This window comes from Paenibacillus xylanexedens (assembly GCF_007676705.1).
Classification (GTDB): domain Bacteria; phylum Bacillota; class Bacilli; order Paenibacillales; family Paenibacillaceae; genus Paenibacillus; species Paenibacillus xylanexedens_C.
The window spans coordinates 58692-80929 of sequence record NZ_VEBF01000008.1 but is presented as its reverse complement, the minus strand read 5'-3'; the positions used below and the strand labels follow the sequence as shown (position 1 = coordinate 80929).

The window sequence follows — 22238 nt, the reverse complement described above, 5'->3', positions numbered from 1 at the left end:
TCCCCAGCTTCTCTATGTTTCCTTTCTCAATGCCTCCACGATACTTGTTTGATTCAATCGATACATCGGCCAGGCTGTAGCGACAAGCGTTGTTGCTATGGCACCCACAAAAGCAAGCACAATGCTGCCCCATGGGATCGTCCAAGCTACATCGAAAGCACCTTTGAAGAGATGATGTATCCCATAGCTTAGTGCTGTTCCGAGTATACTACCGTATAGCGCAGAGTACAGGCCGTATAAAACGCCTTCCAACAGGATCATTTTCCCTACATTACGCTGTGTCATGCCGATAGCTTTGAGCACCGCAAATTCTTTGGTTCGTAGAATGAGATTGGTGCTGACGGTGTTCAGTATATTTAGGAACGCAATCAGGACAATGACACCAATAAATCCATATAAAAAGATCTTGGCGGTTGTCGCATCGTTTTTGGCTTGGGCAAGTTGCTGCACCTTATCTGTGTAGCTGTAACCGGCATCTTTTTGGGTCAGGGATTTGAGATAGTCCGTGATCGGTTTGTTGGAAATATCGGTTTTGGCAAGAATAAAGATTCTGGAGTACGTATCGTTACCTGTAACCTTCTCTACGACTTCGGGCGTAGTGATGAATTCAATAATAGCACTCTCATTATAGCTGCTCGACAACAAGCCTTGATCAATAATTCCAGTTACCGTCAGTGTTGTGTATCCTTGACCCTTTCCGTCCGAGTCTAAGGCACGTACTTGGATGTGATCCCCAACCTTGAATTGGGTTTGATCGATAATGATCTGTCTGCCTTCCTCTGTTGTCATTCTTAATTTCTGATTGACGATAACACCATTTTCCCGGTTCATCTTCTCTTTGTCGATCGTACCAGCCGTTAGTTTGGATTTCAGAGCATCGAGTCCGTTATCTCCGTAAGATTCGAGGTAATTGTTGTCTGTTCGGTACCCCTCTCCTTCTTCAACAGAATACATTCCCGGACGGAGTTCATAATACTTGGGATTCACTTTTTCTTTCGGAAACATAGCCATCACTTGATTATTGTAAAACGGATAGGCATGTTCTACTGCATCAAGCTTAACAATGTCAGAATATACGGAATCATCGATCCGTTTGGAAGGTCCTTCATAGATAACCGAGTAGGAATAATCGATTCCTGATTGCGATGTCTGCCCCAGCAAACCAGCTATTCCGCTAAAAACAATAAATAGAATCATGCTGACCACTATGGAAAAGGCAGTGATGCGGAAGCGCTTTTTGTTCCGCCTGATGTTTCGACTAGCAAACTGTCCTTCGATACCCAACAGTTTTCCCAGCAGTTTTGATTTCCGGACAGATGTTACGTTCTCCACCTTCGTGCCTCCCGAGCTATGAACCGCCTCAAGTGGGGATACCTTCGCTGCCAGTCTCGCAGGTCCGATAGCAGACAGATAAACAGTCAATAATCCTAGCACCCCGGCTATGATTAAAATTGGCAGGGAGATGACCATTTGCATATCATTCAGAAATCCCAACGCCAAAAAGCTGATGTTGTAAAACAGAAGTTTCATAAAAACAGTTCCCATCAATAATCCAACAGGAATAGCAATTAGACTCAGTATTGTAGCCTCTTTGAGAACTAATTTACGTATTTGTGATGGGGTAGCCCCAATGCACCGCAGCATTCCGAATTGCGAGGTCCGCTCCAGAACAGAAATATGAAACGTATTATATATCACTGCACTCGTACAACCCATAATAATAATGATGATTGCTGCGAATGCATATAACAAACTATGGTTTACACCTTCATAGGTGCTTTTGCCATACAACTTAAGCAGTTCATTATTATATTCGACACGAATATTTTTATATTGAATATCCTTATCCAAGGCTACGGCAGAGCCTTGATCCACTTGGTTTAGCTTCAATGAAGATATTATCGCTTCTGCCTTCGCCTGAATCTGATTCATCGATTTCATTTTGACATAAATAAAATAATTTTTATCCGCATCGATTTTTTCATTATCTTCATACGTGATGGCTGGTAAAATGAAGCTGGCAGACCACGAAGCGTTAGTACCTGTCTTTATAAACCCTACAACGGTATATTCTCTCTCCTTTTGGGGACGAAAGTCTTCATCCAGATCCCAGCCAAAATCACCTAGGCCATTGATGGGTTTGATCTCCCCGGTTGATGCGACAGTACGCTCGCCAAGACTTAGGGTAAGTGAATCACCAAGTTTCGGTTTGGTCGCAAAACTATCCAGACTCCAGGTCGAAAGAAGAACTTCATGCGAATTTTTGGGCAGCCTGCCCGAATCCAGCTGAACCTGTAGCTTGTTCATCGCATCGGCATCATAACCTTTGAGATTCAAATACCGATAAGGTGCAGCAAACGGATTTTCCTGTTTTTCTTTCTCACTCGTTTTGCTGATGACCGAATAACCTTCTCTGCTGATAATTCCAGCACTCTCTACGGATGCATTATTGACGACTCTTGAGACTGCTTCTCCGGGTAATCCGTTAAAAGAAACATGGTAATCCCCATACTCTTGAACGGTTTGCCGAACCACCTTGTCTCTGAAGCTAAGGCCAATGGTTCCCATGGCTGTAAGTAGGGTCACAGACAATATAATGCCAATGATCGTTAGTATTGATCTTTTTTTCTGCCCTAGCAAATATTTTTGGGTAAGACTAGTATACCTATTCACGATCTTTCACCCCTGTTTGCTGCAAGAGTGTACCATCTTTTATATTTACAACACGGTCCGCTCGCTGGGCCACATTCAAATCATGTGTGATCATAATCAAGGTTTGATTGTACTTTCTGACGGAGAAGGTAAGCAGATCCACAATCTCTTTACTGTTCTTGCTGTCCAGATTGCCGGTTGGTTCATCCGCCAGAATAATCGATGGTTTATTAATCAATGCACGTCCAATTGCAGTTCGCTGCTGTTGCCCGCCTGATAATTGGGACGGAAGATGCTGCCTTCGATCGCTGAGTCCCAGCACGCTCAATAATTCCTCAAGATAACCCTCGTCCACATGTTTATTCTCAAGCAGCATCGGCAATTTAATGTTTTCTTCCGCAGTTAACACCGGGATCAAGTTATACGATTGAAAAATAAAACCGATTTTACGTCTTCTGAACACAGCCAATTCATTTTCACTTTGAGAATACAGGTCCATACCATCAATAATGACTTGGCCACTTGTCGGTTGATCAACTCCCCCGAGCAGATGCAGCAATGAGCTTTTGCCAGATCCACTGGCGCCCACGATCGCAACGAATTCTCCTTGATTGACGGACAGATTAACATCTCTCAATGCTTCCACCCTAGCCTCAGCACTTCCGTATATTTTACATAAATGATCGGTCTTCAAAATTTCCACCCTGTTGTACCTCCAGTTGTATGATTAACATTGCTTGATTGTCATTATAGGTGTGGAAGCTTACGTTGAAGTGAAGAAGAAGCTTACATTATCGTAAGCTTCTTCTTAAGTCCACTCTTTTTTGAAAAACAAAATTCTGAATGTTGTCCCTTCTTGAGGCACACTCTCCACCGTAATGATCCCTTGTTGTTCCTCAATGATCGATTTGGTCAAAGCCAGACCAATCCCTATACTGTTGGGCTTGTTATGGTTCTTGCCTTTATAGAATCGTTTGAAAATATGAGGCATATCATCGGGATGAATACCTTCGCCGTTGTCATGGATAATGATCGTATCAAACAGTGCGTTTTCTTCCAAATGGATTTGAACCTCACCCTCTGGCGGGGTGTGTTCCAGTGCATTTTTTATCAAATTCATAACAGCTTCCTTGAGCCATTCTTCATCCGCCTGCACAAACGCATTTTCACTACCGAGGATGGAGATCGTCTGCCGTTTCTGGTCTGCTACCGTCCGAAGTGAATAGACAGCGCTCTCCACCATCTCCCTTAGCTCGATCCTTTCTTTTCGAAATCCAATTGCTCCCGCTTCGACTCGTGCCAGCTTGAGCAAGCTGATGATGAGCCATTCCATTCGGTCAAGCTGCTGCCGACTTCGTTCCAGAAACGTCATTCTCATTTCTTCTTTCATCCCGGGATCATTCAGCAGATTCTCATTGAACACAATCAGAGAGGCCAGGGGTGTCTTGAGCTGGTGAGAAATGTCGGATAACAGATTGCGCAGAAAGGTTTTTTCCTGCTGGAGTAGCTCCAGGCTGTTGGTTAGTCTTCCAGCCATCGCATTGAAGCTCCGGCCAAGTGAGCCGAAGTCTCCATCCTCCGTCTCAGGCAGTTTTTTATCGAATTGCTGTTCCACAACCTGCTCCGCTGCATGAGAAATCGTTCTGATTTTTACGAAAAATTTACGATACTCCCACAGAAGCAATACCATGAGTGGGATCAGGAACAACAATACTTGAGTCGCTGTTTTTAAGGGTAATGCTAGTCCTGAAAGAGCCGGCTGATCTTCTAAAGACATACCCGCCTGATATCCGTATTGTGCAAGGATACGTTGCCCCTCAGCAAGTTCATCGGCCTGGGCACCTTGGGTAACAAAGTGAATCACCTCATTCTCCAACTGGGGATCTTTCATTAACAAATGCCCGATTAGGGCGCTATTCTGATTCACAATGGTTGTATTAATGCTACCGACTTGATGCTGCATGTAAAAGAACATCACGAACGACAAAAGAACTTGCAGAGCAAGTACTTTAATGGCGATGGATTTCCACTCTGGATTTCGCATGACTTCAAACATGTTCATCTCCCTATAACTTCCACGTTCCATTTATATCCGATCCCCCGAACGGTTACGATATACTGCGGTGCTGCAGGAATATCTTCGACTTTCTCTCTTAACCTGCGGATATGGACAGAGAGCGTATTATCATCAATGAAGTCGCCCGACAGATCCCAAAGATGATTCAGAATTGAACTTCTGCTGCATATCTGCTTCGGATGAGAGATCAACATCAATAGTAGTCGATATTCAAGCGCCGTCAGTGTAATTTCACTATTGTTTTTGAGTACAGTTCCTTCTAAAATACGCACCTGGATGTTATCGGATATCCATAAGCTTACTTCTTGTTTTCCCCTGTTGTTACGTCGTAATACGGCTTTAATTCGTGAAATAAGTTCTTTGGTTCGAACAGGCTTGGTTACATAGTCATCTGCTCCGAGGTCAAGCCCTGCGACTACGTTTGCTTCCTCATCCAAAGCCGTCAAAAAGATAATGGGCACTTGCGACGTTGCCCGAATCTCACTACATAGTTGATATCCCGATCCATCAGGCAAAGTGACATCCAACAAAATCAGATCGATCGTCTTTGCCTGCAGTGCCTGTCTAGCTTCTTCCAAGTTCCCCGCCACAACGACCTCATATCCTTCATTGGACAGTGTATATTGAATACCAAACACCAGATTTTCATCATCTTCTACGAGTAATAAGCGATTCATCGTACACCTCAGATCATGCTATTTTGAATTTGTATTTATTTCATTTTGATTATAGAGTTCCTGCGTCATTATACATCAATTGAGTTTCTACGCTATAACATTATGATTAATGGGATGTTCAATAAGACTATCTTCACGAGTATACAAGTTTAAGATTTTCCTCAGACAGGCTAACTGGTTAGGGTACATTTTAATTCAGGTGTTCTCTGTTCTGCCAAACCGTTTAGCTACTCTGTATACTCTTGTCCTTTAATACCAAAGATAAAAGCTTGCTCCACATAGGAACAAGCTCTTATCCATGTCAGTTGTAATTTATTGCAAGAAAGATTTTTAGTCACCGTTTAGTATCTCTCTGATTCCTTAAATATCATATAACGATGGACGCCTCTGACAGCATGCATTGCTTCTTGTAATTGCTGAATCGCAGTCTCGCGTTGTCCCGCTTTTAGTTCGATCGCTGCAAGAAGAGAAGATCTCATCCAGACCTTGTTAATGGATTTCAAGTGTTCCCTCGCCTGATCACTTTTTCCTTCTTCCATAAGCAAATACGTTTCATAATATGTACGATAATCCGATCTTCGCATATTCTGTACCGCAGTACGAACAGCTACCAAGTCGTTGCGGTAGATGCCGTAAGCTGCATTATAGACTGCTTGGGTCCTTTTATTCGTGTCCTCATTTCTAATGCGCTCTATTGTGTGTTCTAATTCATCATCAAGTCTGTTTGCAAGAACGTAATAGATATAAAGCTTTGGGGTATTCTCCTGTCTGCGTAGAAAAGCCTCGACGCGGTCCATACGTGTTTCCCAACCCAGAGGATAAAAATACGGCCAAATAAAAAACAATATCCCACTTATATTTTCTCATCATCCATCTCCTTTATAGACATAAAAATACTATTATATCAAAAACAAACCCCAAGGAGCATATGTAGCGCATCCTTTGGGGTTTAGTTAAATTTATAAAAATTGATTTATTGAAATTTTCTTCAATCTCGAAGACCGACAGAATTTTTCACTTAATAACTACATTCTCACGCCCCGATGTCTCCAATCAGCTGTCGTTCAATTTGCTTCATTTCATAAAAATAGCCTTTTTGCTCCATAAGCTCGGAGAAGGAACCCGATTCCACAATCTTGCCTTGGTCCATGACCACAATCCGATCCATCTCTTCCAATCCCGTCAGTCGATGGCAGATCAGGAGAAGTGTATCTTCTGCAGCTTGTGCAAGAAGATGCTGGAGCACATGTTTCTCTGTGACGTAATCCAGTGAGGACGTTGGTTCGTCCAAAAGCCACAACCGTCCTTTGCGCAGCATAGCCCGTGCCAGAGCCAGCCGCTGTTTCTCACCATCCGACAGGTTCTCCCCTTTTTCATACACCATGTCGGTCAACAACTTATTCGGCAGTTGTACTTTATCCAACACAGCCGACAGATGTTCATCCGAATGTTCTTCTCCGTTCAGAAGAAGGTTGTCCCGAATGGTTCCCCGGAAGAAATGACTTTGTTGTAACACCACATTCGCGTTTTGCCAGATACTTTCTTCATTTAGTTCCTTTACCAGAACATCGTTTAAGCGTATATCGCCAGACGTTGGCGCACGCAACTTGAGTAGCAAATCGATAATCGTTGACTTGCCTGAACCGCTTGGCCCGACAATTGCTGTTTTGGTGCCTGCTGCAAGTTGTAGGGATATTTCCCTCAGCGCGGGTCTCCATTCCCCTTCATATTGAAAGCCAACACCGGATAGTTCAATCGAAACCGCCTGATCGGCAGACATTTCACCACTTGGCTGCACAGATTGTACATCGGAGGCGGGCACCGTTTCCGTCAGTCGTTTGGCTGCATGTTCGCTATCCTGTTTATAGAAGGGCAACGTGGCCATTGCCGCAGCTTCTTCGAACACGGTCTGCGTGGCCAGGATTAGCATGGCGAGGAATACACCGGCAAACGCTCCATTCACAATTAAAAAGGCGCTCAGTGCCAGCACACCCCATGTAACGAGATACGTCACAAAAACGTGCATGGATTGCCCACGCAGCAAGTGCGAAGCGGCTTGCTTCTGTTCCATTGTCAATGCAGCTGAAGCCTGCTGAAGCTGCTGCTCGCGCTGTTCCAATTGACCGTATACTTTCAAATCCCGGAAACCATACAACACTTCAGTTACTTCCGTGGACAGCACAGCCCGTTGCTGACGAACACGTCCATGTATTTTTCGCTGGCCGAGCAAGACAATTCCAGGTACACCAAAGGCCGTAATGAGCATTCCTAATACTAGCAAGCCCGCAATCCAGATCGAAAAGGCCGATGTGAACAGCATGGTAGCCAAAAACACCATCACGACAATGATCGGTGGGTATGCGACGCGCAAAAAGTAATTTTGTAAACTTTCCACATCACCTACGATCCGCGCAAGCAGATCCCCGCTTCGATTTTTGTTCAAGATACCCGGCGTTACCGGAAACAGTTTGGCAAAAAAAGATGTCCGCAAACGGCTCAACATGGAGAACGTTGCCCTGTGGGAATACAAACGTTCTCCGTAGCGGCTCGCCGCTCGAAGGAAACCGAGCAGTTTGACCATGGAAGTGAGTACAATTAAGGTGTACAGCGGTGGAGCAAATACCGTTTGCGATATCATGTAGCCGCTCGCGGAAAAGAGAGCTACCCCTGCTATGCCGGCGATAAATCCGCCCAATATCGAAAGCAAGATATCCTTGCGCTCTTGAATCATCGCTTTTGACAGAATCGTCAGCTCATTCATGCTAACCCTCCTTTCCGTTGTACATCCACCATCTCCGCATATTGAGGCAGGCGCGCCAGAAGCGCTTCATGATGTCCTGAATCCACCAACACCCCATTGTCCATAAACAAAATGTTGTCCGCATGTTGAATCGTATATAAACGGTGTGCCACCGTAATCATCGTTGCCGTTTTGGCTAATGACGCAATGGATTGTTGCAGTACCCGCTCAGTGTGCAGATCCAGTCCGACTGTGGGTTCATCGAATAAAATGACGGATGGTCTCTTCAGAAAAGCACGTGCTAAGGCAAGTCGCTGCTTTTCCCCACCAGATAAACCCCGGCCACCTTCACCAACAAACGTATCCAAGCCTTGCTCCAATTGTGCGACAACTACAGCAAGCCCTGCTTCCTCTGCCGCCTGCTCAATTTCAGCTCTGGAGACGTTCCGACCCGCGCCAATCGAAATATTTTCGGCAAATGTACCTGCAAAAATATACGGATGCTGTGTAATGTAGCTAACACGCTCGAACCATGCAGCCTCCTCGTATGACGAAAGCTGGCTCCCGTTAACCAGAACCGCTCCCGAATCTGATTTCAGTAAACCGGCAAAGAGATGAAGCAGCGTGGTTTTACCTGAGCCACTTTTGCCTACAATAGCAATCTGTTCTCCCGGTCCAATCGAGATCTGTCCTGTCTCAAGTCCAAAGGAATCAGGAGCGTACTGGAACCGGACATGGTCCAGTTCAATGGTTGGTGGCATTGGAATCAACTCTGTACGAGGGGCATGTACCCCAGTCTGCTGCACCATTAGATCATTAGTATCACTGGTATGTGTAGCCTTCTCAGCTTTCTCATGCTCGGTTGGCATGCTTGTGACACTTGTGTCCGCAAGCATCTGTTCCACCTTGCGAATCGCTCCCATACTGGTGCGACCGCTGTGAAAAGCCGTCCCCGTATTCTTCAACAGACTGTAGAACTCGGGCACGAGCAACAACACGAGAAAGGCCGTGTGGAAGGTCATCGATTTGAAAACAAGTAACTGGATCGCCAGTTCAAGCGCGACAATACCGATGCTTAACATCACAATCGATTCCAGCATAAACGTATTCGTAAACGCAATCTTCAAAATGCCCATTGTGGCATCACGATAACCCAGGCTACTGCGTTCAATCTCCTGTTGCTGACGTTTAGCCCGTCCGAATATTTTTAACGTAACCAGCCCCTGAAGCGAATCCAAGAATGTACCGGAAAACTCGGCCAGCTGCGCGTATTTCTCTTCTGATTTGTTCTTCGTCTGGAGTCCCACCAAAATCATGAACAGCGGGATAAACGGTGCCGTGAATAGCATAATGTAACCTGTGTTGGCGTGCTGCGTAAATGTAACAACCAGAATCAGAATCGGGATCATCGCGGCTTCCATCATACGCGGCATATATTGACTGAAATAACTGTCAGCCTCATCCACAGCATCGAGAGCAATACTGACCTTTCCTCCCGTCTGTCCACTCAGGGTTGAAGGCATGGAAGCGTGGGTTAGGTTTTGCAACACAGATGCTCGCATATTCGTCTTGGCACGGGCGGCCATATGCAAGCCCACTTTCCCGTTTCCATACGACAACAGTGCACGTACAGCCATGACAGCCAGCAATAGGCCCAGTAACAGAACCACGGTTGAAAAGGAAGCTTTCTCTACAAAAATTCGCTGGACTGCTTCAGCCACCAATGTGGCCTGGCTTACAATAGCTACACCAAGGGCAAGCGAAATCATCACAAGGAGAAGCCTGTTTTTTTGTTGTAAAGACATTTGCTGAGAGATCAGATTGGATTTAGCTTTCCTTTTCACAGAACGCTCCTCCTTTATTTTTTCCCTTTCACATAATCCGCATCAAACAGGAAAAGTTTGAAGACCAGAATAAGAGAAGGAATTAACAGGCACAGACCACCGATAAACACAACGACGAGTGCGAAGCCCATTGCAGGCGATGTTGCGCTGCTCTGAATCGTGATATATGGATCAAGAATATAAGGATATTGCCCAATCCCGTAAGCGAAAAAGGCTGTGAAAAATTGCAGCATGATGCATATAAAAGCTAAACCGTAACGGCGCCCGTTATACAACAACCACATGGCGATCATGAAAAACGCAACGGAAAGCGCCAGCAGCCACCATAAATCCATCATGTTTTGAAAATGACGCTCATTGTGTTGACCCAAATATATAAATGCAGTCAGCGCGAGAATAATGGTCGGTGTGCTCCAGAACAAAGCATAGTTCCGCATGAGCTTCAATGCCGAATGATCCTCTGCCCGAGAAGCGTAAAATGTGAGAAATGAACCACTAATGAACAATACGGACACGATGGCCAGTCCAACGATGCTCCACGATAATGGATTCGTAAATAACGCCCAGTAATCCAGGGAAACGGTATCTCCCTGCTTCAAAATAAAGCCACCTTCAGACAGTGTCAGTGCCACTGACAATGACGCCGGAATAAGCAACCCGGTAGCTCCGTATAAAAACAGATATACGATGTTATTTTTGGAACCATAATTCTCAAAGGCGTAGAATGAACCACGAATGGCAAGTAAAATGACGGCAATACTTCCCGGAACAATCAGCGCAGAGCCATAATAGTAAGCGGTATCCGGGAAAAACCCAACGATGCCAATATAGAAAAAGACAAAAAATACATTGGTGATCTCCCAAACCGGTGATAGATAACGGGAGATCAGACGATTAATCAGGTGATCCTGCTTCGTCAGGCGTGCATAAAAGGCGAAGAAACCTGCTCCAAAATCAATGGAAGCTACAATAAGATAGCCGTACAAGAACAGCCAGAGTACCGAAATACCAATCAATTCATAACTCATCAGGCCCGCTCCCCTTTCTTGGCTGATTGATCATGCTTCTCTTTCAACCATTTCTCCATCTCAAGGTCAGCAGGATTATTATTGAACAAACGTCTCAATACGAGAACACAGATGACGCCGAGCACGATGTATAGAAGCAAGAAGACGAAAAATAAAATTCTTACACTCGGTGAAGAAGTAGCGGCCTCTTCTACTCGCATATAACCTCGGATGATCCATGGCTGCCGCCCGATCTCTGCATAGAACCAGCCCATCTCAACGGCCAGAAAAGCGAGCGGTGCACTGAGTGCAACCATACGAAGCATCCACTTGTTAAACTGATTACGTTTCTTCCAAAACACAAACAGGAAGTACAGAGATGAGATCGCAAGCAGAGCGAATCCAATTCCAGCCATTAGATCGAACAAATAATGCACAAGTAAGGGTGGATGCTCATCTGGTGGAAATTCGTTCAGCCCGGTTACCTCGGCGTTAAAGTCTCCAAAGGCAAGGAAGCTGAGCACTTTCGGCAAATGAAGTGCGCCTATAATTTCATGTTCAGCATTCAGCCATCCTAATAAAATCAAATCCGCGCCGCTTTCTGTCTCGAAATGCCACTCGGCAGCTGCGAGCTTCTCCGGCTGATGCTCAGCCAAAAACTTGGCAGATACATCTCCAGCTAAGGAATTTAATAAACTGAATACCAGAACAACCGCCATCATGAGGTTCAGGCCCTTCTTGTGGTAAGCTGACACCCCTTTTCTCAGCATCGCAAAGGCTGCTATTCCTGCTAACAGAGCAGCTCCTGTCAGATAAGCCGAGCTTAATACATGGAATACTTTGGAGAAGGTCGCCGTATTCAACATCGCTTGCACGGGGTTCACTGCCATGAATTGGCCTGCTTCCATGACAAAGCCTTCAGGCTGGTTCATGAATCCGTTCACTGTAGTAATAAAAACAGCAGACATGCCTGCCCCGGCGACAATTGGAATGGTCAGCAACCAGTGGATATACGGATTTTTGAACCGATCCCACGTATACAGATAAATGCCCAGGAAGATGGCTTCAAAAAAGAATGCGAATACTTCCATAAATAGTGGCAGTGCAATGACATTTCCGGCCAGTTTCATAAAATTCGGCCATACCAGAGCCAATTGCAGCGATATCGCTGTGCCTGTCACGACACCAACCGCGACAGAAATGACAAACCCTCGTGACCACCTCTTCGCCATAAGTATGTAATGGTGATCTTTCTTCCGAATGCCGATGAACTCTGCAATAGCGATCATCAGAGGTACACCGACACCAAGTGTTGCAAAAATAACGTGGAACCCGAGCGTCAAACCAGTCACCAGCCTGCTCCATAACACCGTATCAATAGCCATTCGTTATACTGCCTCCCTTCAAACTCTGTTCAATTTTGAAACATTCAATATCAGCTTCGGCCAAGCTCAATGCATAGTTGCGAAAAATTTCACAAAGTTAGGTGTGACGATATCTTGCCACACCTTTAATGCGTTTACTCCTGTTGGCTCCCGATTATAGCAAGTGTTGGATGCCTATTAAAATCTGATATTGATGCACTCAAAGTACTAACCAAGCCTATTAATCAAAATTATTATATCTTTATTTTTCACTAATTCAATCAAAGACACCTGTTCTACCCTAAACGTTCAAGAAAGGATCAACTCTTTCTGACAACTTGGTGAAAAACAAAAAATACACCCAAAGGAGCTATTGATTCATTGGGTGTAAACGTGCTATTGCACGGCAGATTCGCTATTTTACTTGTTTACTTGCTCCGGACTCACCGCACTTCCCTCGCGACGTACGCTCATGATGATCAGTAATGCAGCTAATACCGTAAGGATGATTCCAAGCATCTGAAATCCTGTCACATTGAATGTATCTCCCATAACAATTCCAATCAATAACGACGATAAGATGGTCCCCAGGTAGCGTGATGTATTAAAAATACCCGATGCGACTCCGATCATTTCTTTGGGTGTGCTTTTGAACAAAGCTGCTTGCATGCCAACCGCGTTTAATCCATTACTTATTCCAAATAAAGCTAAGGCAACAATGACAATGAATATTGGAGAAGCTTCATTCATAACAACGATCAATATAGAGCCGAATGTCATTAAAGAAGCGGATACGATCAGAGCTGGCCGTGTTCCTGATCTGTCAATCCAGCGCCCTGCGATCGGAGCAATAATAACTGAACATAACCCCAAAGCTAGCATGCTCATTCCTGTATGAACTTCGTTGAGATGACGTACCTGCTTCAAATACGTAGGAACTCCAAAAAAAAGTGCGTAAAACAGGATGTTCACCAGCATGTATTGCACATTGACCCAAGTCATCTCGGGATATGTGGCAAACGTTCGCAGAGGGATGAAAGGCGTGGCTGCTTTTAATTCATGTCGGATGAACAAGACTAATGCGATTAATCCGATCCCTCCTGTCAGCAGATGCCATGTTGAAATATCTCCTGTGGAATTTACTGAAAGTAAACCGATGAGCAGAGTCACCAAGCCTACCGTAAACATCAGGATGCCTGGTGCATCAATTAACGCAAGCCATTGCCGAATGGACATGTGACTAGAGATCGATGGAGATGACTCGTCCTTCGGAATTGTTTTCCAGGCGAACAAAAAGCTTGCCATGACAAACGGAATATTAACGAAGAATATGCTGTGCCAGTCCCACCAATGAATCAATACTCCACCAATAAAGGGCCCGATCGCAGCTGCTCCGGAGAGGAATATCGCCAAAGTGGACAATGCGGATCCTTGCTTGTCAGTCACGTTAATTCTTACAATCGCCATTCCAACGGCTACCATCATGCTTGTGCCAATCGATTGAACGATCCGGAATACGATGAGCCACGAAAAACTGGGAGACCACGGAGCAAGCATGGACGATACGAAAACAATAACAAGACCCATGAGGAAGATCTTCCTGCGGCCAAACAAATCACTACACTTGCCCATGACGGGTTGAGCGAAAGCACTGGCAATGTAGAACGATAAAATAATCCACGAAACGGCTGTAAAATTAAGTTGATACACTTGTTGTAACCTAGAGATTGCCACAGAAATCATGGAGGAATTCAATGGGTTCAACATAATTCCGAGTCCAACAGCTAACATCAATCCTTTATTTCGAACGTTCATCGGTGCATCACTCCTTCTTCTGCTGTCATCTTACTTGAAAGCATTCATTTATTCCAACGCATTGTATGTTATGATTTGATGAACTACAAGGAATGAAGGAATGGTGCAAATGGAGCTTCTTCAACTAAAATATTTCCTGACGGTGGCCCGATGCGAACATGTTACGGAAGCTGCGGGAATGCTGCATGTCACGCAATCCTCCCTGAGCAAAACGATACAACGATTAGAGGAGGACCTGGGAGTCCCTTTATTTGATCGAATCGGGAGAAAGCTGCGACTAAACGACTTTGGAAGAACATTTCTTCAGCGAACGGAAAAAGCCTTATTTGAATTGGAGCAGGGACAGCGGGAAATTGGTGACCTTTCCAATCCGGATCAGGGTACACTGCAATTGGCGGTGACTACGGCAAGCACTTTGCCAGGTATACTACGGAAATTCCGAAAAAATAAACCGGACATTCAGTTCCATGTGCAAATGGTTTCGTTAGAAAACATGTCCAAGCTTCTACATCGGGGCGAGGTGGATTTTTGTCTCTCCTCCCCTCCGATTCAAGGTGACGACATCGAATGTCAGATACTGTATGACGATCCGATCGTAGTCGCTGTTCCTATGGGTCATCGATATGCAGACCGAAGCAGCATTCAATTAGCCGAGCTTAAGGACGAGTGGTTTGTTGGGGTAAAGCAAGGGTATGGTGTTCGTGATATGGTAGATTCCATATGTCAATCCGTTGGTTTTGTACCGAAGTATGTGTATGAAGGTGATGAGCCTGCAAGATTAACCACCCTTGTTGAAGCGGAGATCGGTCTCGCGTTTATACCTAGCACTGCCAGAAACCCGCATGAGCGCATTAGATATCTTCAGGTAGAGGAACACAGACTCGTTCGGGAAATCGCTCTACTTTCGCACAAAAACAGGTATATTTCAAAAGCCGCTTTAGAGTTTCGCAGCGTGGTTATGGACTATTTCAGTGCTATGCCATGAGCATAAATTCAATCCAGAGGAGATGTTATTTTGAAATGATTAATAAGATTTTTTGTTCTTATGACTAAAAAAAGCGAACAAAGCACTTGCGTGCCTGTTCGCTCTTCTTGGTGCAGCCATATTGCTGTCTTCGCCTTACTCGCCCAAGCTGTTCCAGAATGATTGGAACGCGCCTTTCTCAACTTCCAGGAAAGCCGGAACATTACCGTAACGAACCAGACCTTCACCGAATAGAACCAGTGGGACCTGCGTTTTGTCTTCCAATGTGAGATAGATGATCTTGCGATCCTCCTTGCCGTAGAGGTTCTCTTCCAACTCCGGGCTCGTTGCGATCGGTTTGGCAGCAGATAACGCCGAGATGAAGCTTTCCAACGACTCGCCCGTTGCTAACGGCTGAAACTGCTGCAATCCGTTGTTCCAGCTGTCAAACGTTTCCCATTGCGCCGAAGTGATATTGCCTTCGAGATGAAGCTTGCCGATCAGGTCGGCACCAGTACCAATGGTGATCCCGTTGTTCTTGTCGAATAGTTGAGCATACACCTGACCATCGATCTCGGTGTAAGACATGATGCGGAATTCCTTATCGTAGCCATTGACCGCATAGATGTCTGCTTCGTCAATGTTGGAAGCAAGCTCCGTGTATTTATCCTGGCCGCTCAGCTCATTGATGCCACCAGTTGTAGTGCCAAGCTTCTCACCCCGCAGGTTGAGTGCATTTGCGCCTTCAAGCAAAGTTGGAGACTGTGTATATACATTTCCTCCATAAACGACCAATTGCACCATATCAGCCATCGCGCCTTTGCCCTGTGAATCTGGCAACTCCATCTTTGGAATCACAATCGGATCGAACGACGCGCCTTGAGTTACCTCTGCAACCTGTGGAGTTGGTGCGATTGGTCCATTGAATTGTTGCCATACACTCGGCGCAGCCAAGCCAATGCTGGCAGCGATAACGACACTTGCTGCAATGTATAATGGTTTACGTTGACGTTTTGGTCCCTGATGTTGTGAGTTTAAGGATTGCTCTACCCGTTGCTTCATTTGTTCGTTTGCTTTCATATGATCCACCGCTTTCTTGTAGTTTTGTTTGAATTCTTCTTCGTTCATTGCTGTTCCTCTCCTTCAAGCTCCAGTTTTAACAGCTGTCTGCCACGTTTCAATCTCATTTTCACCGCTGACTCGCTAATCTCCAGGATCTCGCTGATTTCTCGGATCGGATAATCTTCGTAATAATACAGATGAACCACTGATCTATACTTGACAGGCAGTGACAGCACGAGTTCGATCAGCGCGTGATCTTCAGGGTTGTCTGTTGTAAGGGGATCGACTCCCTCCAGCTTGACCTCCCGTTTACGCCAGCCTCTGCCTAATAAGGATTTGCAATGATTGGTGATGACCCGAATCAACCATGCTTTCTGATGCTCCGCATCGTTGAATGTAGGTGCTTTTTCTATTAGTTTGATGAAGGTATCCTGAGTGGCTTCCTCTGCGTCTTCTCGTCTGCCGAGGTGCACCATGGCAATCCGGAACAGCGTATCCGCGTATGTCTCGTAGACTTTCATCACATGTTCGCCCAGCTGGGGCACTGATCGCTGCATGGTTGTTATGCCCTCCTTTATACCTCTAACACTCTTAAGGACGGCATTTGGTCACATTTTGTTTAAGAATTTTTTTATTGGTCCATATCATTCAAAATGCAAAAAAGAAAGCAGCTCCATGGAGAGGAGTTGCTTTCTTCATCTTCGTCTTTGTTTTCATATAAAATGCATATCGTTCTCCCAATTAGAATTTCTTCTGTAAAAGCTCGATATTGTCTTCCAAACTGCTGTCCAAGCTTACGCCTACCTGAGCAAAACGAAATACACCAGCCGTGTCTTTTTGCTGAATGGACTGGTCGGTAGACATGATCAACTCTTTGACCAGAGGAGCAATGATATTCTGCGGCAGATCCGTTGATGTTAAAGATGGACCTTTTTCATAGAAATCATTGATATTGTCAATGCTCTCGTACCATTTTAACTGATTAGCCGTGAAATATCGCCCGAATTCGAAGTCACCTTCTCCTTTAATATTCGAAGAAATGATGTACAGTTCATTAAAAGTTTACATGTAAAATTTGACGTAAAGTTATTATAACGACCAAAAGAGCCGCTCATTAAGCGACTCTGACTCTGCGTTATAAAAGGCTATCTTGCTCCGCCATACACGAAGAAAATAATAACTGTTTGCCCCGCATTACAGCAGTTTTCTATATATTTTTATGTCTACTCCGGAATCCGTTGGATGACCTTCTCCAACAAGTGTCTCACGGTTCAAAAAGGATAAGGCTTTGCTGTCCGTAATCATTTTGGGGGACGTGCGAAATAATGCCGTTTTGAGATTTTTATCCATATTTCCGTTATTTTCGATATAGATTTTGCAGGAATGCCCTGTGTTGTCGGTTCCTTGGAGCATGTATCTTGCCGATAGCGTATGCGGGTCCCCATTCTTCCCGATGATCTGAGTATCCACTCCTCCACCCAGCACGATTCCTTCAAAGTACTTTCCGGTTACGCTACCTGTAAATGTAATCATAACCACCGAATCATCTTCGCTATTTTGCAATTCGAATGATTTCTCAATGTTCACATGTACCGTAAACAATTCTTCTAAATTCACGTGTTCCCACCTCCATATGAGGTCTATTATAACTCTATTCATTATTTAGGTCATGACCGAATCATCAACAACGACTAGGAAATGACTGCTTCTCCAAAAAAAGATTTACAGATCTCCTTCGAACCCATTAAAATGGTTTACATGACGTAAAGGTTAACACGATGTAAATGAAGGAGATTGTGACGTACATGAGTACATTACCAAAATCAGTTCGCTTTCCATTGTTCATTCTGATGTTAAATCTGTTTATCGCTTTATTGGGGCAAGGGATGCTTATCCCCATATTGCCGGAGTATTTGAAGCTTTTTCATGCGGGAGGCACAGTAGCAGGATTTTTAGTTGCAGCCTTCGGTGCCGCTCAATTCTTCTTTTCACCTCTCGGGGGACAACTGTCTGATCGATTTGGACGCAAAAAGTTGATCATCGCAGGTATGTTTCTGTCTGTCATTTCAGATATCATATTTGCGCTGTCGTCGTCATTGCCGTTCCTCTATGTCGCACGGTTTATCGGTGGAATCAGTCTCGGTTTGATGGTTCCTGCAAACCTCGCATATGTCGCCGATATTACAACGCCAGAGACACGTGCGAAAGGCATGGGCTATTTCGGCGCAGCTATGAACTTGGGGATGGTTCTGGGACCTGGTCTGGGCGGGCTCATTGCCGAGATGGGCATTCGCATGCCCTATTTCTTCGCAGCGGGTCTGGGACTGATTGCGGCCCTAATGACGCTGCTATTGCCTGAGACACTTCCCCCCGAGAAAAGAACCGTCTCCATCCGTCTTCAAAAAGGAGATCACTTGGGCAAGAAAATCTGGAGTTCTTTTAAAGTCCCCTATTTCAAATACTTGATTGTGCTGCTCGTCATGACCTTTGGCCTCATGAGTTATGAGACGGTATTCGCTCTTTTTGCAGAGCAAAAATACGGCTTCGACGCTGCGACGATCTCCATCATTATTACCTTGGGCGCGATTATCGGTATCGTTGTGCAAATCTGGCTTTTGGATTGGTTCGTACAGAGAATCGGTGAAGTTAAACTGATCCGTCTCTCCTTGATAATCACACCTATAGCTTTGTTGTTAATGTTAATTAAGGTCAACCTTGTGTTTCTGTTGTTCGCTTCTGCCTTATTCTTTGCCTTTAATTCGTTTTTGCGACCTTCGGTCAGCACGTTAATATCCAAGAATGCAGGAGATCGGCAAGGCTATGCATCGGGTCTGAACACCACATTCTCCAGTCTGGGAACGGTGATTGGTCCGCTGATCGCAGGGTTATTGTTTGACAAAAACATAAACTTCCCGTATATTTTTGGTGCAATTATGCTGCTCGCTTCTCTCGGACTGACCTTGAACGCATTTCGTTCGAAGAAAGGACAATTGTATACAAGTGAATGAAAACTGGCATCAACAATTGAGAAATAAACATCGTGATGATTTGATTGCAGCAGGTAAGGAACTTTTTTTGAAATATGGATTGCTTCAGGTGAAGATTAAGGATGTGTGCACTAAAGCTGAACTTAGCAGAGTGACCTTCTACAAACATTTTCAGTCTATGGATGAGCTTCTTCTAGCCATTCAAATGCAACTGATTGAACATTTAACAGATGAGGTTAGTCGTACATCAACGAAGGACATGAACGGACGAGAACAACTCACATTCATGTTGAATGCATGGGTTGTGTTTGCCCAGGATCATCCAGACTACATCCGATTTATTCAATTATTTGATATTAACTATGAAATGTATGATTTTAGTCCTGAATTAAGAGAACAGTACGAACAGTTCAACCAGCAAGGGAAAGAAGACCATTTCCTCTTGCACGCTTTAACTACAGGCGTTGCTGACGGCAGTATCAAGAATCCGTCCCCCCCACTCGAGCTTGCTCAATTCATCTTCACAACGATGATGGGTATGCTACAGAGGATCGTTAAGATCGATCCGTCCAAATCCGATGAAATGGATACGCGGATCAGAGAGCAGTTTGTGAAGATGCTGCTTCATTTTGTCTGTAGCGAGGAAATACCTGAGTGAGGTTAGCATTTATGTACATGGATCGGTAAAATCAAAATTTAAATAAAAAAACGGATCCCGTATACTGGAATCCGTTTTTTTTCTTCATTTATTTATCATTTTGTACGGGTAACTTTCCTTCAGGCTTCAGTTGGCCAAGCAATACTTTGATCCCGGCAGACGTATTCGGCTCCTGCTTTCCATACACAGCAATCCCTGAGCGCACATCCTTCAAATAGATCGTTTCGTAAGGGTTACCGAGAGACAACAGCGTGTATCGCTGATCATTCTTGTTCATCGCATTAATCAAGGTTTGATAATCGCTCCATCCAAACTGGCTGGCCACATTACGGAATTGGTAAGAAGCAAGAATGACGTAATTGGCTTTGCTAATTGCCTGAAGCATTTCATTCGTTTTGCCTTGTCCAACAAGTGATATTTCCGTCTTTAACGACAGGTTATTAGCGGCTTGCAACAGTTGCTTCTCAAGCTGTTTTGCCTGTTCCTGCTCGGCTGCGACAATAACAACCCGGTCGCCTTGCTTAATTGGATCAGGAAGCACACCTTCGCGGCTACTGAGTACAGTGACTGCTCGCTCTGCGATTGTCTGTTCCACTGCTCGATGCTCCTTCGATCCGATGATGCCATTCAGCTGAGCTAGCTTGTGTGAAAGCGACTCGCTGCGTTCAAACAAACCATATTTCGATTTCATCTCCAATATTCGCTTCACGGATGCATGTATGGTTTCATCCGCGATCATTCCATTGTTCACTGCGTTCACCAGCGTTTGATGGGCGGCTGCTGAATCTTTCGGCATAAGGATGATATCAACACCTGCGGAAACGGCGCGTTCTACCGATTTATTCTCCCCAAAATGCTCCGCAATTGCATTCATGGTAAAAGCATCCGAAATGATAAGACCTTCATATCCCAGCTCTCCACGAAGCAGTCCGGTCAGTACCTTTTTCGATAAGGTAGCCGGGATCGGCACACGTTCTACGTCTTTGAGCGAAGTGACATACTCGTTATCTATCGCAGGAAAAGCAATATGCGCGGTCATAATCATCTCTACCCCATTTTCAATCGCAGCACGAAACGGTTTCAATTCTACCGCATCAAGCCGCTCGCGATTATGAGTTAGTACCGGCATTCCAAGATGGGAGTCTACCTTCGTATCTCCGTGCCCCGGAAAATGCTTAACTGCCGCCAACACCCCGGATTGCTGTAAGCCCTGTATCGTTGCGATACCAAGCCGGGACACCAAATCTGCATTTGAGCCAAATGATCGGATGCCAATGATGGGATTGTCTGGATTGCTGTTGATGTCAAGCACCGGAGCAAAGTTGATCTGCAGCCCCAGTGCCTTCAGCTCCTCCCCTGTCAGCTGCCCGGCCGCTTCGGCCAGTGCTGTGTCTCCGGTTGCACCAAGTGCCATTTGACCCGGCAGATTCGTCCCACCTGGAATGCGCTTAATCACGCCTCCTTCTTGGTCGATGCTAAGAAATAGAGGAATGTCGCCGGCTTCCCTTTGCAGATGATGTGTAAAGGTTGTAAGCTGCTTCACGTCTACAATATTTTTATCGAAAAGAATGAGTCCGCCCAAGTCTTGATCATGGATAGTGCGTTTCAGTCCTTCATTAACGGTCGTCGTCGCTTTACCGTTCCATTGCCTAATATCAGGCATAAGCATCTGGCCGACTTGCTCGCTTACCGTCATATAGGATATCAGTTTGTCCCAATCTTGTGTCCGAATGGCGGCTTCACGTTCGAAGCGAATCACACGCGCCATAAATACGGCATATTCAGCGCGCGTGACAGATTGATTTGGACGAAAAGTGGCATCCGAATAACCGCCGACCAAATCATTGGAACTCATGATAAGAATGGGTGCTGCTGCCCAATGCATGTCCGTATCTGTCCATCTTGCGGGTTCATTACCTTCCGCGAGTGAATATGCGCGTGTAAGGAACGCCGCAGTCTCTGCGCGGCTAAGCGGCGCATCCGGTCGGAAGGTCCCGTTAGGGAAACCACTCGCAAGTCCATTTTTAGCTGCTATTGCGATCTCTCGATGGAAGGGGTGTGTAGGTGGGACATCCGCATATATCGTGCCTTCTACTTCTTTTTGAAGCTGATCTGGATATAGCTCCCGAACCATAAAAGTGACGGCTTGTGCCCTCGTCACCTGTGCCTCAGGCTTGAATATTCCGTTGCCATATCCCGCTACTGTTCCACGCTTCGCCATGTACTCAATGCCATCCTCAGCCCATTTGGAGTGCTGCAGATCAACAAAACGTTCTTCCGCAGCTGCACTCGCCGCCCCTATAAGCATGGAGCCGAGAACACCACCTATAATTGTCATCCATTTTACATGCATCTATTTCACTCCTGTTGCTATTCTATGGATGAATAGAC

General features: G+C 45.2%; 18 protein-coding genes. 3 read left to right on the top strand and 15 right to left on the bottom strand.

Annotation, left to right across the window (positions count from 1 at the left end; translation table 11 throughout):
* Positions 1 to 12: 12 nt before the first annotated feature.
* The 10 genes from FS628_RS26785 to FS628_RS26740 all read right to left on the bottom strand — a co-directional run bounded on the left by FS628_RS26785 (position 13) and on the right by FS628_RS26740 (position 14176).
* Positions 13 to 2673 (bottom strand): ABC transporter permease, encoded by a 2661-nt coding sequence (locus FS628_RS26785; protein ID WP_145326021.1) that lies wholly within the window; start codon positions 2671 to 2673, stop codon positions 13 to 15.
* The gene (locus FS628_RS26780) at positions 2666 to 3355 is read right to left on the bottom strand and encodes an ABC transporter ATP-binding protein (protein ID WP_145326019.1); all 690 of its coding nucleotides are present in this window, start codon (positions 3353 to 3355) and stop codon (positions 2666 to 2668) included. The genes FS628_RS26785 and FS628_RS26780 overlap by 8 nt, the downstream gene beginning before the upstream one ends.
* Positions 3356 to 3460: 105 nt before the next feature.
* Positions 3461 to 4714, bottom strand: a complete 1254-nt coding sequence (locus FS628_RS26775; RefSeq protein ID WP_222125295.1) for a HAMP domain-containing sensor histidine kinase — start codon at positions 4712 to 4714, stop codon at positions 3461 to 3463.
* Positions 4711 to 5406: a response regulator transcription factor gene (locus tag FS628_RS26770; RefSeq protein WP_145326015.1), complete on the bottom strand. Its 696-nt coding sequence runs from the start codon at positions 5404 to 5406 to the stop codon at positions 4711 to 4713. The genes FS628_RS26775 and FS628_RS26770 overlap by 4 nt, the downstream gene beginning before the upstream one ends.
* 341 nt (positions 5407 to 5747) lie before the next feature.
* Complete coding sequence (locus FS628_RS26765) at positions 5748 to 6251, bottom strand: hypothetical protein (RefSeq protein WP_222125294.1); 504 nt, start codon at positions 6249 to 6251, stop codon at positions 5748 to 5750.
* Between the two features lie 188 nt (positions 6252 to 6439).
* Positions 6440 to 8167, bottom strand: coding sequence for a thiol reductant ABC exporter subunit CydC (cydC, locus tag FS628_RS26760; RefSeq protein ID WP_145326011.1), 1728 nt, complete (start codon positions 8165 to 8167; stop codon positions 6440 to 6442).
* Positions 8164 to 9951, bottom strand: a complete 1788-nt coding sequence (gene cydD, locus FS628_RS26755) for a thiol reductant ABC exporter subunit CydD (protein WP_145326137.1) — start codon at positions 9949 to 9951, stop codon at positions 8164 to 8166. The genes cydC and cydD overlap by 4 nt, the downstream gene beginning before the upstream one ends.
* 53 nt (positions 9952 to 10004) lie before the next feature.
* Positions 10005 to 11018: a cytochrome d ubiquinol oxidase subunit II gene (locus FS628_RS26750; RefSeq protein ID WP_186327985.1), complete on the bottom strand. Its 1014-nt coding sequence runs from the start codon at positions 11016 to 11018 to the stop codon at positions 10005 to 10007.
* On the bottom strand, positions 11018 to 12382 hold the full coding sequence (locus tag FS628_RS26745; RefSeq protein WP_145326007.1) for a cytochrome ubiquinol oxidase subunit I: 1365 nt from the start codon (positions 12380 to 12382) through the stop codon (positions 11018 to 11020). Before FS628_RS26745 ends, FS628_RS26750 begins: the two co-directional genes overlap by 1 nt.
* Before the next feature lie 399 nt (positions 12383 to 12781).
* On the bottom strand, positions 12782 to 14176 hold the full coding sequence (locus FS628_RS26740) for an MFS transporter (RefSeq protein WP_145326005.1): 1395 nt from the start codon (positions 14174 to 14176) through the stop codon (positions 12782 to 12784).
* A gap of 109 nt (positions 14177 to 14285) precedes the next feature.
* Between FS628_RS26740 and FS628_RS26735 the strand changes: the two genes are divergently transcribed.
* Complete coding sequence (locus FS628_RS26735; RefSeq protein WP_145326003.1) at positions 14286 to 15161, top strand: LysR family transcriptional regulator; 876 nt, start codon at positions 14286 to 14288, stop codon at positions 15159 to 15161.
* 135 nt (positions 15162 to 15296) lie between these two features.
* Here the strand turns inward: FS628_RS26735 and FS628_RS31530 are convergent, their stop codons facing one another.
* The 4 genes from FS628_RS31530 to FS628_RS26715 form a co-directional block, all read right to left on the bottom strand.
* Positions 15297 to 16268: a hypothetical protein gene (locus FS628_RS31530; protein WP_186327984.1), complete on the bottom strand. Its 972-nt coding sequence runs from the start codon at positions 16266 to 16268 to the stop codon at positions 15297 to 15299.
* Complete coding sequence (locus FS628_RS26725) at positions 16265 to 16759, bottom strand: RNA polymerase sigma factor (RefSeq protein WP_145326001.1); 495 nt, start codon at positions 16757 to 16759, stop codon at positions 16265 to 16267. Before FS628_RS26725 ends, FS628_RS31530 begins: the two co-directional genes overlap by 4 nt.
* Positions 16760 to 16943: 184 nt before the next feature.
* Positions 16944 to 17066 carry a hypothetical protein gene (locus FS628_RS32825; protein ID WP_260871206.1) on the bottom strand — a complete coding sequence of 41 codons (123 nt, stop codon included), beginning with the start codon at positions 17064 to 17066 and terminating at the stop codon, positions 16944 to 16946.
* A gap of 330 nt (positions 17067 to 17396) precedes the next feature.
* Positions 17397 to 17819 carry a DUF3237 domain-containing protein gene (locus tag FS628_RS26715; protein ID WP_145325999.1) on the bottom strand — a complete coding sequence of 141 codons (423 nt, stop codon included), beginning with the start codon at positions 17817 to 17819 and terminating at the stop codon, positions 17397 to 17399.
* Between the two features lie 188 nt (positions 17820 to 18007).
* On the opposite strand from FS628_RS26715, the gene FS628_RS26710 reads away from it, so the two are divergent.
* Together FS628_RS26710 and FS628_RS26705 are read left to right on the top strand one after the other, a co-directional pair.
* Positions 18008 to 19210, top strand: a complete 1203-nt coding sequence (locus FS628_RS26710) for an MFS transporter (protein ID WP_145325997.1) — start codon at positions 18008 to 18010, stop codon at positions 19208 to 19210.
* 16 nt (positions 19211 to 19226) lie between these two features.
* A complete protein-coding gene (locus tag FS628_RS26705) occupies positions 19227 to 19847 on the top strand; it encodes a TetR/AcrR family transcriptional regulator (RefSeq protein WP_260871205.1) in 621 nt (206 codons plus the stop codon).
* Between the two features lie 88 nt (positions 19848 to 19935).
* Here FS628_RS26705 and FS628_RS26700 read toward each other — a convergent pair whose 3' ends face one another.
* On the bottom strand, positions 19936 to 22200 hold the full coding sequence (locus FS628_RS26700) for a glycoside hydrolase family 3 N-terminal domain-containing protein (RefSeq protein WP_145325993.1): 2265 nt from the start codon (positions 22198 to 22200) through the stop codon (positions 19936 to 19938).
* Positions 22201 to 22238: the final 38 nt, after the last annotated feature.